Here is a 14,300-nt window from a genome sequence, read left to right as displayed (position 1 = left end):
TCAGCAGGCGGTCGCGGTGTCCTCACCGGTGTAGGCCAGCACGCGCCAATTGGTGCTGCTGCCGAGCGGGACCACCGCGCCCGCCGCGACGCACTGCTCGCGGACGAGGTTCTTGAACACCCCGCCGTAGGTCAGCGAATAGACTTTGATCTTCGTCGCGTGAGTGGCGCAGTTGCCCCATTGGAAGTCGCGCGCGTCCGGTCCCTCCGACCGCTGCGTCCACTGGTTTCCACAGGTGATCGACGGTGTTGCCGCCGTGGCCGTCGTCGCGACGACCGGCAGCGCCATGACGGACAAACCGAGCGCGATGGCCAGTGACGTGCGTTTCATCGGACTACCCCCCTGGTGTTGATGAATTCCTTTTCGGACGCTAGCACGGGTTTTCGCCCGATTTGAACAGTCGCCGGGAACACAGGGGTTTTACGGCAACGGGTTGATAGGGGTTGACCTCCCGCCCGTTCGGGCCGGGCAGCGGGCGCTCACCGGCAGGCCCGCGTACTGGTCGCCGGTGAAGTAGACGGCACTGGCCCACTGGGTGCCGCCGTCCTCGTGCCGGACCTGGATCCAGACGTCGTTGGTGATGCCCGCGTCGGTGATCTCCTCGCCGTGTGTCCAGCAGACCGCCCGCTGCCAGACCTGGCCCGCGAGGATCTCGCCGACCTCCCCGCAGGAGGTGCTGGGGCAGGACCGCTGCTTGACCTCGTGCCAGGCGGTGATGGTGTAGGTGGTCTCGGAGGTACCGGCCAGCGCGGTGGCGCCACCGGCGAGCAGGGTCGCTGCGGTCAGGGCAAGGCAGGTCGCGGCGTGCGGGGCCCTCATCGGTGTCCTCCCTGGACGGCGGGCCGGACCGGCCCGCACCACCGCTGCTGACGCGGATGGCGATCTTGAGGTTGCCCGTGCGGAACTCGCTGCCCCCGGGCCGCGCGGCTACGTAGGCTGTCCGGGTGAATCACACCTCTGTGCGCGCCAGACACGTCGTCTGGGACTGGAACGGCACCCTGCTCGACGACAACGAGGCCGTGGTGCACTCGGTGAACGCCGTGCTGACGGCCTTCGACCGCGCCCCGCTGACCATCGACGCCTGGCGCGCGGCGTTCACCCGCCCGCTGACCACCTGCTACGAGCGGCTGCTCGGGCGTGTGCTGGCGCCGGAGGACTGGGCGCGCATCGACGTGCTGTACCACGAGGCGTACCGGGAGCGGCTGGACGAGTGCGGGCTCGCGTTGGGTGTGCCGCACCTGTTGCGGGACTGGCAGAACAGCGGTCGCACGCAGTCGCTGCTGTCCATGTGGTTCCACGAGGAACTGGTGCCGCTGGTCGGCAAGCTGGGCCTGGACGGGCTGTTCACCCGGGTGGACGGGCTGCGCGGGGTGAACATGGGCGGCTCCAAGACCGAGCACCTCGCGGCGCACCTGTCCGCGATGGCCCTGGACCCGGCCGAGGTCGTGTTGATCGGGGACGTGGTGGACGACGCCGAGGCCGCCGCCGCGGCGGGCGCCCAGTGTGTGCTGGTGTCCACCGGGGTGATGGACCGGCCGAGGCTGGAGGCGGCCGGAGTGCCGGTGGCCGACTCGATCCCGCAGGCGCTGGGACTGCTCGGGAGCTGAGCCCGACCCGCGTCTGCCCCAAGGGGCTGACCTCCTCTTTTCCGGGCTGAACCCGCTTGCCTCGTGGCTAGCATCGGTTCGCGTTCTGGGGAGAGGAAGCGAGCAGCGCATGCAGTACGACGGTCACGCGCCACCGGCCGCGCCGATGCCCGGCTATCCGGCCGCACCCAAGCCCGCGCCGATGCCCGGTTACCCGGGGCACCCGCAGGCAGCGCCGAAGCCCGCGCCGATGCCGGACCACGTGGTGGCGCCCGCGCCCGAGCAACCCGTGGGCTGCTTCGCGTTCACCGAGGACGAGTTCCAGGCCGTGATCAAGCAGTGGCGGGACCTGCTGCACGAGCTGAAGCAGGCCGAGCGGGCCGCCCGGCCGATGAGCAGCGTGCGGCCCGCCGCCGACGAACCGGTCAGCCGCTTCGTCGCGACGATCACCAACGACTCGGGCCGGGCCTACCTCAAGCACAACCGCGAGGCGCAGCGGTTCGTGTCCGAGTTCCTCGCCAAGCTCACCCAGGCGCACCAGGTTTACCTGGACGCCGAGCAGAACGGCACCGACGGCCTGCGCCGCGCGGCCGGAACTCCCGGAGGTGGCAAGTCGTGCTGATGATCGATCCCGAGGCCTGGGCGGTCGGGCTCACCGCACAGCAGATCTACCAGGCGGTGCGCGGGCAACTGTCCGCGGGCACCGGCTCGCTGGACGAGGCCGCCGCCGCGGCGGAGGACCTGTGGCGGCGTCACGACGAGCTGGAACGCAGCACCCTCAAGGTGATCAGCGCGATGGACGCGGCCTGGCAGGGGGCGGCGGCCCAGGACGCCCGCGCGGGTGCGGCCCCACTGGTGACCGCGATGGCCCGGTCCCAACAGGACCTTTCCAAGGCGCAGCACCTGATCCAGCAGCAGAGCGATTCGTTCCGGAACATGCGGCACGCACTGGTCGTGGTGCCGCCGAAGCCGACGGTGATCAACATGCCGCTGCGGAACGTGGACCTGGACAAGCGCATCGAGGAGTGGAACCGAGCCCAGCGCACGAACATCGCGCTGTACAACGCCTACAACACCTCGGCCACCTACGCCAGCGCCAACATGCCCTCGGCCTACGGCGGCACGCCGGTCTACGCCGCGCCCGCGCCCCGCCTGCGCGTGGCCCCGCCCTCGGCCACACCGGGAACCGGGCGCCCGGACCTGACCCCGCAGGAGCAGGCCGTCGCAGCGGCCACTTCGGCGCAGGGCGCACACGGCGCCGGCGTCACGGGGTTGGGCTCAACCGGTTACGGCCCAACAGGTTTCGGCGGCAGCGGCTCACCCGCGGCGCACGGCGGCAGTGCACAAGTGGGCGGTGTGGGTGGTGCCGGGTTCGGCGCGGGCGTGGGCCGCAGCGGTGCGGACGAGGAGAGCACGCGGGGCCGTGCCGGGGCTGGCCGGGCCGGTACCGCGGCGGGCGCCGCCGGTGGTGCGGGCATGGCCGGTGCCGGTGCGCCGGGTGGCGCGGGCGGCAAGCAGAAGGGCGCGGAGGACGCCGAGCACGCCTCGGCCGCCTACCTGCACGACGACTACTCCAGCGACCTGATCGGCGAGCTGCCGCCGACCACCCGCCCGGTGATCGGGGGCTGAGCGGCGTGCTGGAGATCCCGGTCCACGTGGTGGACGTGGTGATGCGCTGGGAACAGGTGGAGCAGCCGCACACCGTGCTCGCCGGGGAACCGCGCTGGTACACCCCGGACGAGCAGCGCAGGGTGGACCGGGCCGCGCTGGCCGAGCTGGACGCGCGCGGCCTGCTGGACAACGGTGCCGTGGACGAGGAGTTCCGCGCGTGGATGGGCGTGCTGGCCCGGCCGAGCGCGGAGTTCTACGGCTGGCTCACCATGCCCGACGGCCTGGTCGGCGTGCTGGTCGCGAGCGGACCAGGCCTGGCCGTGCTGGCCGTCCGCGAGGAGGAAACCCTGTGGCTGCGCGGGATGCGGCCCGAGTCACTGGCCGAGACCCTGGTCCGCCAGCTGCCCGAGGTGCCGCCCGGCCGCGGCCGTTCGATCAACGTGGCCGAGTCCGAACTGGACGCCGACCAGCCCGAGGCCACCCGCCTTGCCTCGCTGCTGGCCGAGCCCCGCTCCTCGGTCGGCCAGCTCTGCACCGCCGTGCGCGACGAACTCGGCCGCAGGCACCGCACCACCCGGCCGCTGACCTACCTGGACGTGACCCCGGACCGCCCCGCGCACGGCCGCTGGATGACCCAGTCCCACGCGGGCTGGGTGATCGCCGCCCCGGCCGGTGAGCAGGCACTGGTCACGAGGCTGAACGAGATGCACCGCGAGCTGGTCGGCTGAACGGGTCTGTGGGCCGTCGGCGCCCCAAACCAGCGCGTGTCGGACGTTCCGATAAGGCGTGTCGGACGTTCCGGTACGCATTGCCCACCAGCTGGGAGAACGTCCACCAAGCGCCGACACACCGTACAGGAAGCGCCGACACGCGAAGGTACTGCGCTTGCCGCCGTCTCAGCCGTACCCGGCCCGCCGCCATGCCAGTGCCGCCGGGATGCCGACGCCGATCCCGGCGGCACCGGCCAGGGCGATGGCCAGGTCCGCACCCACCAGCCCGGCCAGCGCCCCGGCCGCCAGCACCCCGAGGCCCTGCGCGGTGACCAGCCCGGTCACCACCAGGCCCATCGCCTGCGCGCGGCCCGCGTCGGGCACCGCCCTGGCCAGCGAGGCGGTCGCCTGGGTCTGGTACGCCTGCGCGGCGGCACCGGACAGGCCCAGCGCCAGCACGCCCACCACCAGCCCGGGGCGCAGCGCGAACACCAGCAGCGGCAGGCCGGTCAGCAGCGCGAGCGGCCCGATCACCTTGGGCCGCAGGCGTTCCGGCACCCACCGGGCCAGTGCGTAGGCACCGAGCACCGACCCGGCCGGATCCCCCGCCATGAACAGCCCGATGCCGATCGTGCCCGCCCCGATCAGGCCCGCGTAGGGCGCGGCCAGCCCCTCCGGCACCACGTAGAACCCGGCGAGCCAGCTCAGCACCGCCAGCGCGCGCAGCCCCGGCGCACGCCAGAGCAGCCGCACCCCGTCGCCGATCGCAGCGCCGAACCCGGGCCGGTCGGCGGCCGTCACCGGGGCGGGCCGGGGGCCGACCCCGAACGTGATCACCAGGCCGGACACCAGGAAGGTCCCCGCGTCCAGGGCCAGTGCCCAGTACGGGGTCAGCGCGGCGACCAGCGCCCCGCCGCCCGCGAACCCGGCCAGCTGCGCGGACTGGATCGTCATGCCGCGCAGGGCCAGCCCCTGCACGTACCGCTCCCCGTCGAGCACCTCGGGCAGCAGCGCCTGCTGGGCCGCGCGGAACGGGCCGCCCAGCAAGGTCATCAGCGCCACCAGCACGTACAGCACGGGCAGGTCCAGCCCGGGCGCCGCCATCACGCCCACCAGCACCGCCCTGGCCAGGTCGCAGCCGACCATCACCAGCCGCCGCGGGTACCGGTCGGCCAGCCCGCCCAGCAGCGCGCCGCCCACCAGGGTGGGCACGAAACTGAGCGCGTAGGTCAGCGCGGTGAGCAGGGCCGAGTCGGTGCGCTGGAAGACCAGCACCGCCAGGGCAACCCTGGCCAGCTGGTCGCCCGCCTGCGACAGGGCTTCCGCCAGCCACAGCCGCCGGAAGTCCCGCACCCCCAGCGCCGCGCGGAACATCAGCCCACGGTAACGGATCCCCTGCGCCTGCGGGCCAGTCGCAGCAGCCCGGCCACCACCAGCATCAACAGGATCGTGACGATCGCGGTCGCCAGCAGGAAGCCGCCCAGCTCGCCCGCGCCCAGCGAACTGCCCAGCACCACGGCCACCAGGGCGCACACCGCGCGGTCGATGATCGACTCGATGGACAGCAGGGTGGCCCGGTAGCGCGAGTCGGTGATCGCCTGGTTGAGCAGCGCGCGCTGGATGGGGAAGGACAGCCCGCAGGCCAGCGAGAAGACGCACAGCGCGAGCACCGTGCCGAGCACGCCCAGCGCGGCGGTCAGCGCCAGCGCCAGTGCCATCACCACGGTCAGCACGAACACCGAGCCCAGGTCGCTGATCCGCTTGCGCAGCCAGTTCGGCCGCGCCGCGCCCAGCGCCTCGAACACCGTCATCAGCGCCATCACCACCCCGTACATGGTCACCGGGGTGTCCTTGAGGTCCAGGATCGGCTGGAACAGGTTCACCGTGCAGATCCGGGCCAGGGTGAAGATCGCGACGCCCTGGACCATCAGCAGCACCAGCACCGTGGAGCCGCGCAGTTGCGTGAACGCCCCGCGCAGCGCGGTGGCCACCGGCGGGCGCTGAGCCTTGGTCAGGCCGCCGGGCACCGCGGGCAGCAGCAGGGCCATGCCCACCGCGATCGCCGCGTTGATCGCGCTCAGCCAGTACGGGGAGGGCATGTTCCACTGCATCAGCAGGCCGACCACCGGCCAGCACACGACCTTGCCGATCAGGCTGTACGAGCGGCCGTAGCCCTCGGCCTGCGGGTAGTGCTCACCCTCGCCCGCGGCGTGCATGTACTCGTACAGGTAGGCGCTGGCCGCACCGGACACCAGCGAGCGGGCCAGCGCGATCAGCAGGAAGTGCACCAGGAAGCCGGTGTAGTCGGCCAGGAACACCGGGACCAGGTTGGCGCCGACCAGCACCACCGCGCCGACCACCAGGCAGTGCCGGTAGTCGAAGCGGTCGGCCACCATGCCGGTGGGGATCTCCAGCAGGCAGAACGCGATGTAGTAGATCGACTGGATGCCGAAGATCTGCTCGTCGGACAGCCCGATCTGGCGCTGGTACTCGTAGAACACCGGCAGCCACAGCAGCAGGCCGAAGAAGAACTGGAAGCCGTAGCTGAACCAGACGGCCTTCTTGACCGCGCTCATGCCGAGTACGGGCGAAGCTGCACGATGGTGATGCGCTCCCGGTCGGCGATCCACTCCACGTCCACGGGGGAGTCGAAGGTGTAGTCGGGGGAGAAGTGCGCCTGCAACAGGCGGCCCACGACCGCCAGCCGCTGCATCTGGTCCTTGGCCGCGGTGTCCAGATCGGACTTGGCGTCGCCGAGGGAGATCGTACGCCCGCCACCCTCCACAGTGGAGTACAGGTACTGCAGCGGCAGCGCGTCCCCGGACACCACCTCGGTCACCGACTTGGCCGAGACGTTGACGTAGACGTTGCGGAAGTCCGCGCGGTTCAACGGGTTCGTGGTGACCAGCACGCCGCCGAACTCGGCGTCCACCTGCTCCTGCACGATCACGCCCATGTAGGTCTCGTCCAGCGAGATGCCCGCCAGCTGGCGCAGCCGCACGCTGCGCGGGGACACCAGCGAGGCCCACACCTCGCGGATGCTCTCGAAGATCCGGTCGGCGGTGGTCACGTGGTTGATCGACTCGTAGATGCCCGCGGCGGAGAATCCGGCCAGGTCCTCTGCATTGGAGGAACTGCGCACCACGAAGGTCCGCACCCCGCCCAGCTCGGAGACCAGTGCCGAGTCGATCGCCTCGTGCAGGTCCTCGGGGATGCGGGTGGTGCGGATCAGCTGCTGCAACTCCAGGCACAGCGCCTCGACCTCGGGCACGTCCAGTTCCAGGGCCATCTTCAGCTTGCCGATCGCCTGCTGCACCCTGGCGGAGGACTCCAGGAAGCGCCGCTGCACCGCGAAGGGCAGCGCGATACCGCGCGGCACCCGCACGTTGTCGGTGAGCAGCCGGTGCGCCGCCTCGGCCAGGTCACCGTGCGCGGGCACGTCCAGCAGCCCGGCCAGGTAGCCAAGCAGGTTCTCCCTCGGCGGGCGCCGCACCTGGTAGAAACCCAGCAGGCGGCCCGATCCCTTGGCCAGCACGTGGTGCAGCTCGCCGAGGTTCGCGGCCTTCGTGCCGTAGCGATGCCGGTCGCGCAGCCGCAGCCGGTTCAGGCTCGCGATCGGCGTGGACTCCGACTCCGGCTCCTCCAGCACCACGCGCTGGGCGTACCAGGCGGGTCGGCGGGACACGTCCACCGGCTCCTCGGCGGCCTCCAGCACGACGGCCTCACCGTCGGCGACCACCTCGTAGCGCACCCACTTCCGGTCCAGGCCCTCGCGCTCGATCTGGTCGAACACGCCGAGCTGGATCGCGTTGGGGATACGCCAGCCCGAGGCCAGCACGTTGGTGTGCGACAACGGGGTCGTGTGGTGGGCGTTGACGATCCCGGCCAGCCGGGGGATGTCGTCGGGCACCCGGTGCATGACGATGATGTCGTACCACTCCAGGGAATCCGCCGCAGCGCGGTACTCCGCCTCGGAGCGGAACGCGCGCAGCCGACCGTGCGCGCTGCCCGGGTTGAGCGGCACGAACCGGGCCGAGGAGAACAGCTCGTGCGCGGAGATCCTGGGCAGCCGGGCGGCCGGGATCCCGGCGAGCAACTGCTCCTGGAAGTGGTTGGCGGGCTTGAGCAGCATCGGCAGCGCCGGGTCCACGTTGGCGCGCACGAAGTCGTGGAAGAAGGTCAGCATCTCGGCGGACATCGTGTCCACCTCGACGGTCTCCAGCGAGAAGATCCGCCGCTCGTCACGGGTGTGCAGGGCCAGGATGCCGAGGTAGAAGCGCCGGTCCGGGTCCTGGTACACGCTGTGGTTGAACGCGTCGAGCCCGCCCTCCAGTTCCGCGCGCGGCATGCCCAGGATCTGCGTGGCGATGTACTCCACGTGGAAGGAGAAGCTCGCGTCGTCCAGGAAGTGGATCGTCTCATTGGGACGGTCGACGACCACCTTGACGAACGGGTAGCCGCCGAGCTTGCCCGCCAGCTGGGTGAACGCCGTCATGGTGAGCTGCTGGCCCACCAAGGCTGGTCCGGTGGGGGTCGACACGTGCTGGGCCACTGCGGGTTCGTCCGTTCTGCTGGGCGTGCGGGGGAGGGGCGGCGGCGAAAGCTAGCACGGAACCGCGGGTTCGCGGCGGGCCGCGCAATTCACGCCCGTGAGTAGCTATTCACCAGCGGCGTGCGGAGTTCGCCAGCTCACACCCGGCTGGGCGCTGGCGGCCAACCCCCTGGGATGCCGTTCTCAGCAGGTGGACGGAATTGAGCTGGAATTGACCGCCGATCGGTCACGGTGAGCTGCCTTACACCCGTCCAAAAGTGCAGCCCCACCCCGCCTTCCGCCCCGCGAGTCCCGTTCTGGGGTGCGTGAGTCCCGGTCAGCCGTGTGCGAGTCCGGTCTGGGATGCGCCAGTCTCGGTCTGCCCCCGTGAGTCCCGGTTTCCGGTGCGTGAGTCCCGTTCTCCAGTCTGCGACTCCCGCCCTCCGCCTCTGGTGCGCGAGTCCCGGTCAGCCGGCGCGAGTCCCGTTCTCCGGTACATGAGTTCCGGTCTGGGGCGCTTGAGTCCCGTTCTGCCCTCGGCGAGTCCCGCTCAGCCGTGCGTGAGTCCCGCCCTCCGGTGTGCGAGTCCCGCTCAGCCATGCGGGAGTCTGGTCTGGAGTGTGCCAGTCTCGGTCTGCCCCCGTGAGTCCCGCTCTCCGGTGTGCGAGTCCCGTTTGCCGGTGCCGGGATTCGCTCTCGGCTGGGCGGGACTCGCCGTCCGCTAGCCGGGACTCGCGCTCCTGTGACCGGGACTCGCGCTCCCGTGGGCGGGACTCGTCGTCCGCTGACCGGGACTCGCGCTCGGCTGACCGGGACTCGTGCTCCTGTGCGCGGGACTCGTCGTCGGCTGGGCGGGACTCGGCGGGACGGGGCGGGTGGCGCGCCCCGCCCGGTGGCCACCCGCCCCGCCGTCCGCGCGCACCCGGCGCGCGGGGTCCCCGGCTAGTTCAGCTGCACGTGGTAGATCGCGTCGTTGCTGTTGTTGGGCGTGCTGTCCTTGTCGCCGCTGGAGTTGGTCAGCCACAGCCCGCCGTCGGCGGCCGGTTCGACCGTGCGCAGCCGCCCGTAGGTGCCGCTGAAGTAGGCCACCGGGTTCGAGGTGCCCGCCCCGTTGATCTTCATGACGTACAGCCGCTGCCCGCGCAGCGCGGCCATGTAGAGCGTGTCGTGCACGATCGCCAGCCCGCTGGGCGAGGCGCTGGACACCGACCAGGTCCGCACCGGCTTGACGAACTTCGCGTTGCCGCAACTGCCCGAGGTGCCCTCACAGGCGGGCCAGCCGTAGTTGCCGCCCTTCTGGATCAGGTTCAGCTCGTCCATCACGGAGTTGCCGAGCTCGGCCTCCCACAGCCTGCCCTGCGAGTCGAACGCGAGGCCCTCGACGTTGCGGTGCCCGTAGCTCCACACGTACTTGCCAGGGAACGGGTTGTCCGAGGGCACCGAGCCGTCCGGGTTCAGCCGCAGGATCTTGCCGTTGAGCGAGTCAAGGCTCTGCGCGTTGTTCGGGCCCTCGCCGTCGCCGACCCCGGCGTACAGCTTGCCGTCCGGGCCGAACCGCAGCCGCCCGCCGTTGTGGAACTGGTTGCGCAGGATTCCCTTGAGCAGCACCTGTTCCGAGCCCGTGTCGAGCTTGCCGTCGGTGTAGCGGATGCGCACGATCCGGTTGTCGCTGGAGGTGGTGTGGTAGACGTACAGCCAGTGGTCGGCGGTGAAGGTCGGCGACACTTCCAGGCCGAGCAGACCACCTTCACCGTTGGTCCCGGACACACCGGGAACCGTGCCCACGGTCGTCTTCCTGCCGTCAGTGGTCATGCTGACGATGTTGTGCGTGTCCCGCTCGGTGAACAGCACGCTGCCGTCCGGCAGGGTCACCAGGCCCCACGGCACATCGCTGTCCGAGGCCACCTTGCGCACCTCGCCCGGCGTGGTGCCGCCGCCCCCGCCGCCACCTGAAGTCGTTGCGGTGACTGGGTTGCTGGCCTTGGACACGTTGCCCGCCGCATCGCGCGCGGTCACGGTGTAGGTGTGCTTGCTGTTGGGCGCCAGGCCCTCGATCGAGGCGGACGTGCCAGTCGAGATGCCGACCTGCTTGCCGCCCTCCAACACGGTGTAGCCGGTGACGCCGACGTTGTCCGTGGCGGCCGTCCACGCCAGCGAGATCGAGTTCGCGCTGACCCCGGTGCTGTGCAGGTCGCCCGGGGCGGTCGGTGCCTGGTTGTCGCTGCCCTTCGCCGTGGTGACCTGCACGGTGTTGCTCGCCTGGGACACGTTGCCCGCGGCGTCGCGCGCGTTGATGTAGAAGCCGTACTGGGTGTTCGGGCTCAGCCCGGTGACGGTCGCCTTGAGCGTCTTGCCGTCCACCGACTTGAGCAGCTGGCCCTGTTGGTACACGTCGTAGGCGGTGACGCCCACGTTGTCGGTCGCCGCGGACCAGCTCAGCGCGACCGAGTTGGTGGTGATGGCACCGGCCTTGAGGTTCTTCGGCGGGGTCGGCGGCTGGGTGTCGGCCGCGATGGCCGAGGGCAGGTCGGTGCCCACGGCCAGTGCGGGGGCCGCCGACAGGACGAGCAGCGCGCCGAGAGCGCCGGCCAGGGCCAGCGACCTTCGGGACGGTGGAGCCACGGGGTACCTCCCACTGGTGCGAAGTCCAGCGGCGGAGTGCAAACCTTTTCACACATCCTGTAACGAGGTCAACACCCGGTGTGGCTCAGCGGCAGAACGCCCGTGCGGTGTCGGCGAGCACCCGCGCGCAGACCAGTGTGTCGGTCAGGCTCACCCATTCGACGGCGGCGTGCGCCCCGTCCCCGCCGGGGCCGAACAGCACAGTGGGGATGCCCGCGGCGCTGATGAACGCCGAGTCGGCCCAGTAGCTGACGCCGCCCAACTCCGCGCCCTCGCCCAGCGCGGACAGCACCGCGCCGACGATCGCGCTGTCGTCCGGGGTCTCGAACGGCTCGCGGGCCAGCGTGGTCCGGCTCGTGGCGCGCACGCCCGTGCAGCGCGCGAGCAGGTCCGCCACGTCCCGCTCCACCTCGGCGACCGTCTCGCCCGGCAGCGTGCGGCGCTCGACGGTGAGCAGGCAACGGTCGGACACCGTGGACTCCTCGCGCCCGCCGGTGATCAGCGAGGCGTGCAGGGTGCCCGGACCGAGTCGCGGGTGCTGCCGGCCGCGCAGTTCCTGGTTGAGCCGGTCCAACTCGACCAGCACCGGCCCGGTCTTCATGATCGCGTCCTCGCCCAGGTGCGGGCGCGACCCGTGCGCCGCCCTGCCGATGACCTCGATCTCGGTCCACACGAAACCCTTGTGCGCCGTGGCAACCACCAACTCGGTCGGCTCGCAGACGATCGCCGCGTCGGCCCGCACGTGCCGCAGGACCTCTTGTACGCCAAGGCTTGCGTGCTCCTCGTCGGCGACCGCGGCCACGATCACCTCACCGGCCAACTCGCCGTTGTTGGCCTCCCGGCAGGCCACCAGCGCCGCCGCGAGACCGGCCTTCATGTCGTAACCGCCGCGCCCGTACAGCCGGTCGCCGTCGATCCTCGGCCGCAGCGGGTCCGCCATCTCGCCGAACCCCACCGTGTCCAAGTGCCCGCACAGCAACAAGCTCCGGCCCGGCCCGCCCTGGTTGGTGCGCACGATGACGCTGGGCCGTCCCGCTGTCTCCTCGACGACCCGCACCGACAGCCCGGCCGATCGCGCCCACTCCGCCACGTACTCGGCGATCCGTGCCTCGCCCGCGGCACCGGGCACCAGCGAGGGGTTCACCGAGTCGATCGCGACCAGGCGCTCCAGCAGTTCCGCCGCGTTCACCCGTGCCGCCCCTCGGTGTTGATCAACACGACCGGTCCCTCGTGCGGCACCAGGCTCGCCGCCGCGAGGGTCGCCGCCCCGCAGGGCCCCGCGTTGATCCCGGCGGCGGCCAACACCTCCATCGCCCGCGCCGCCTGCTCCTCGTCCACCGACACGGCGCCGTCCAGGCCGTCACGCAGCCACGGCCACGCGATGCTCGACGGTGTGCCGCAGTTGAGCCCCGCCATGCTGGTCGGCGCGGTGCGGACCGTCACCGGGCGCCCGGCGTGCAGGCTGGCGAGCACGCAGGCGGAGGTCACCGGCTCCACGCCGAGCAGCGCCACGCCACGGTGTGCGCTCCGGTAGTGCCGCACCGCGGCCTGCGCGAGCGAGCCGACACCCATCGGCACGACCACCAGCGCCGGGCTGCCCGCCAGCTGCTCGTCGATCTCCCGGAACAGCGTGGAGTAGCCGTCGACGATCGCGGCGGGGATGCGCTCGTAGCCCGGCCACGCCGTGTCCTGCACCAGCACACCGTCCTCGGCGGCGGCCGTGGCCACTGCGGCGTCGTAGTCGCCGGGCACGCGGACGACCGTCGCACCCTCGGCGCGGATCGCCGCCACGGCCGTCGTGCCGACGAACTCCGGCACGAACACCTGTGCGGGCACACCGAGTAGCCGCGCGAAGTGGGCCACGGCGCGTCCGTGGTTGCCGTCGGTCGCGGTGACGAGTCGGGCGCCGGGCCGGGCGTCGGCCAGCGCCTGGCGGATGCCCCACGAGGCGCCCAGCGCCTTGAACGAGGGCAACCCCAGTCGGGAGGACTCGTCCTTGACGAAGTAAGGGGTGCCGGGCAGTGCCGTCAACGGGGTCGGCGCGTAGCCGGGCAGCCGCCGGTGGAAGTCGGTGACCTCACGGGGTGCTGCGGTGCAACGCCATTCTCTGGCTTTGGCGTTACGGTACGCGGGGTGCAGCGCGGTGGTCATGACCTCAGTGTCGAGGGCGTGACCCGGAAGGAAAAGCGCGGCTTTGTGGCGCATAATGCTAAGCAAAGCTGAGGAGTCGCCGTGTTCGACCTGCACCGGCTGCGATTGCTGCGCGAGCTGCACACCCGCGGCACCCTGGCGGCGGTGGCCGCTGCCCTGGGCTACAGCGGATCCGCCATTTCCCAGCAGTTGGCGTTACTGGAGAAGGAGGCAGGCGTCGCGCTGCTGGAACGGGTCGGCCGAGGGGTCCGGCTCACCCCGCAGGCGCTGATCCTGGTCGAGCACGCCGAGGTGGTGCTGGCCCGACTCGAACTGGCCGAGGCCGAGATGCAGGCCTCGCTGGGCGAGCCGCGTGGCGTGGTGCGGCTGGCCGCGTTCCAGACCGCCATGCTGAGCCTGGTGCCGCCGTTGGTGGACCACCTGCGCGAGCAGGCACCCGGCACACGTCTGCGCGTGCGGCAGCTCGAACCCGGTCCGGCCCTGTCCGCGCTCGCGGCGGGCGAGGTGGACCTGGTCGTCGCCGAGGAGTTCCCCGGGCACCCCGAGCCGCGACTAGCGGGGGTGGACCGGGTCGACCTCGCCCGCGAACCGATGGTGCTCGCGGTGCCCGAGGCGCTGGCGGGCATGGACCTGGCCGATCTCGCCGACCGGCCGTGGGTGCTCGAACCCGCCGACACCCCCAGCGGCCGGTGGGCGCTCGCGCTGTGTCGCGAGGCCGGGTTCGAGCCCGACATCGCCTACAGCTCAACGGACGTGGTGGTGCACCTGCGGCTGGTCGAGACCGGGCTCGCCGTGGCGATCCTGCCCGAACTCGTGCTGCGCGGCTCGGTGCCGCCTGGGGTGGGGCTGCGCCCGCTGCGGGGACACCGGCAGATCTACACCTGCGCCCGCAGCGGCAGCGCGCGGCGCCCCGTCATCGCCGCGACCCGTGCCGCGTTGCGAGCGGTCTACGCGATGCCGTGAGGGGGCGCGGCACCGGGGCGGCCAATCACCGGGCTCCTTTGCCGACGGGAAACGCGGTGCGACATTGAGGAATGTACGCACGGTGGTATTTGTTCGTGCGATCTTGAAATTTTAGCAACTCGTCCA

Annotated in this window: 13 protein-coding genes; 5 read left to right on the top strand and 8 right to left on the bottom strand. The window is 71.5% G+C overall.

Features of this window, described 5'->3' with window-relative positions; genetic code table 11:
* The gene (locus KALB_RS32925) at positions 1-330 is read right to left on the bottom strand and encodes a hypothetical protein (protein ID WP_025359933.1); all 330 of its coding nucleotides are present in this window, start codon (positions 328-330) and stop codon (positions 1-3) included.
* 90 nt (positions 331-420) lie between these two features.
* Positions 421-819 carry an SH3 domain-containing protein gene (locus tag KALB_RS32920; protein ID WP_025359932.1) on the bottom strand — a complete coding sequence of 133 codons (399 nt, stop codon included), beginning with the start codon at positions 817-819 and terminating at the stop codon, positions 421-423.
* A 125-nt stretch (positions 820-944) separates the two neighbouring features.
* Between KALB_RS32920 and KALB_RS32915 the strand changes: the two genes are divergently transcribed.
* The 4 genes from KALB_RS32915 (at position 945) to KALB_RS32900 (ending at position 3,925) form a co-directional block, all read left to right on the top strand.
* Complete coding sequence (locus KALB_RS32915; protein WP_030109024.1) at positions 945-1,607, top strand: HAD family hydrolase; 663 nt, start codon at positions 945-947, stop codon at positions 1,605-1,607.
* Between the two features lie 109 nt (positions 1,608-1,716).
* Complete coding sequence (locus tag KALB_RS44495) at positions 1,717-2,208, top strand: PE family protein (RefSeq protein ID WP_025359930.1); 492 nt, start codon at positions 1,717-1,719, stop codon at positions 2,206-2,208.
* The gene (locus KALB_RS32905; protein WP_025359929.1) at positions 2,202-3,215 is read left to right on the top strand and encodes a hypothetical protein; all 1,014 of its coding nucleotides are present in this window, start codon (positions 2,202-2,204) and stop codon (positions 3,213-3,215) included. The genes KALB_RS44495 and KALB_RS32905 overlap by 7 nt, the downstream gene beginning before the upstream one ends.
* Positions 3,216-3,220: 5 nt before the next feature.
* A complete protein-coding gene (locus KALB_RS32900; RefSeq protein ID WP_025359928.1) occupies positions 3,221-3,925 on the top strand; it encodes an ESX secretion-associated protein EspG in 705 nt (234 codons plus the stop codon).
* 168 nt (positions 3,926-4,093) lie between these two features.
* On the opposite strand, the gene KALB_RS32895 is transcribed toward KALB_RS32900, so the two are convergent.
* The 6 genes from KALB_RS32895 to KALB_RS32870 all read right to left on the bottom strand — a co-directional run bounded on the left by KALB_RS32895 (position 4,094) and on the right by KALB_RS32870 (position 13,211).
* Positions 4,094-5,281, bottom strand: a complete 1,188-nt coding sequence (locus tag KALB_RS32895; protein ID WP_025359927.1) for an MFS transporter — start codon at positions 5,279-5,281, stop codon at positions 4,094-4,096.
* Complete coding sequence (locus KALB_RS32890) at positions 5,281-6,483, bottom strand: MFS transporter (RefSeq protein ID WP_025359926.1); 1,203 nt, start codon at positions 6,481-6,483, stop codon at positions 5,281-5,283. The genes KALB_RS32895 and KALB_RS32890 overlap by 1 nt, the downstream gene beginning before the upstream one ends.
* Positions 6,480-8,402, bottom strand: a complete 1,923-nt coding sequence (locus KALB_RS32885; protein WP_081790008.1) for a PEP/pyruvate-binding domain-containing protein — start codon at positions 8,400-8,402, stop codon at positions 6,480-6,482. The genes KALB_RS32890 and KALB_RS32885 overlap by 4 nt, the downstream gene beginning before the upstream one ends.
* 978 nt (positions 8,403-9,380) lie before the next feature.
* The gene (locus KALB_RS32880) at positions 9,381-11,060 is read right to left on the bottom strand and encodes a PQQ-dependent sugar dehydrogenase (protein ID WP_025359924.1); all 1,680 of its coding nucleotides are present in this window, start codon (positions 11,058-11,060) and stop codon (positions 9,381-9,383) included.
* An 85-nt stretch (positions 11,061-11,145) separates the two neighbouring features.
* Positions 11,146-12,249 (bottom strand): M20/M25/M40 family metallo-hydrolase, encoded by a 1,104-nt coding sequence (locus KALB_RS32875; RefSeq protein WP_025359923.1) that lies wholly within the window; start codon positions 12,247-12,249, stop codon positions 11,146-11,148.
* A complete protein-coding gene (locus KALB_RS32870; protein WP_025359922.1) occupies positions 12,246-13,211 on the bottom strand; it encodes a pyridoxal-phosphate dependent enzyme in 966 nt (321 codons plus the stop codon). Before KALB_RS32870 ends, KALB_RS32875 begins: the two co-directional genes overlap by 4 nt.
* A gap of 81 nt (positions 13,212-13,292) precedes the next feature.
* On the opposite strand from KALB_RS32870, the gene KALB_RS32865 reads away from it, so the two are divergent.
* Positions 13,293-14,174 (top strand): LysR family transcriptional regulator, encoded by an 882-nt coding sequence (locus KALB_RS32865; protein ID WP_025359921.1) that lies wholly within the window; start codon positions 13,293-13,295, stop codon positions 14,172-14,174.
* Positions 14,175-14,300: the final 126 nt, after the last annotated feature.

Source organism: Kutzneria viridogrisea DSM 43870 (assembly GCF_000525635.1).
GTDB classification, from domain to species: Bacteria; Actinomycetota; Actinomycetes; order Mycobacteriales; family Pseudonocardiaceae; genus Kutzneria; species Kutzneria viridogrisea.
Note: the sequence above shows the minus strand (reverse complement) of the source record. Positions and strands in the feature narration are given on the sequence as shown.

Bases quoted from the DNA above. Each gene is read 5' to 3' on its own strand.
- KALB_RS32925 (WP_025359933.1), bottom strand. From the start codon at position 330: ATGAAACGCACGTCACTGGCCATCGCGCTCGGTTTGTCCGTCATGGCG.
- KALB_RS32890 (WP_025359926.1), bottom strand. From the start codon at position 6,483: ATGAGCGCGGTCAAGAAGGCCGTCTGGTTCAGCTACGGCTTCCAGTTC.
- KALB_RS44495 (WP_025359930.1), top strand. From the start codon at position 1,717: ATGCAGTACGACGGTCACGCGCCACCGGCCGCGCCGATGCCCGGCTAT.
- KALB_RS32920 (WP_025359932.1), bottom strand. From the start codon at position 819: ATGAGGGCCCCGCACGCCGCGACCTGCCTTGCCCTGACCGCAGCGACC.
- KALB_RS32870 (WP_025359922.1), bottom strand. From the start codon at position 13,211: ATGACCACCGCGCTGCACCCCGCGTACCGTAACGCCAAAGCCAGAGAA.
- KALB_RS32885 (WP_081790008.1), bottom strand. From the start codon at position 8,402: ATGACGGCGTTCACCCAGCTGGCGGGCAAGCTCGGCGGCTACCCGTTC.
- KALB_RS32895 (WP_025359927.1), bottom strand. From the start codon at position 5,281: ATGTTCCGCGCGGCGCTGGGGGTGCGGGACTTCCGGCGGCTGTGGCTG.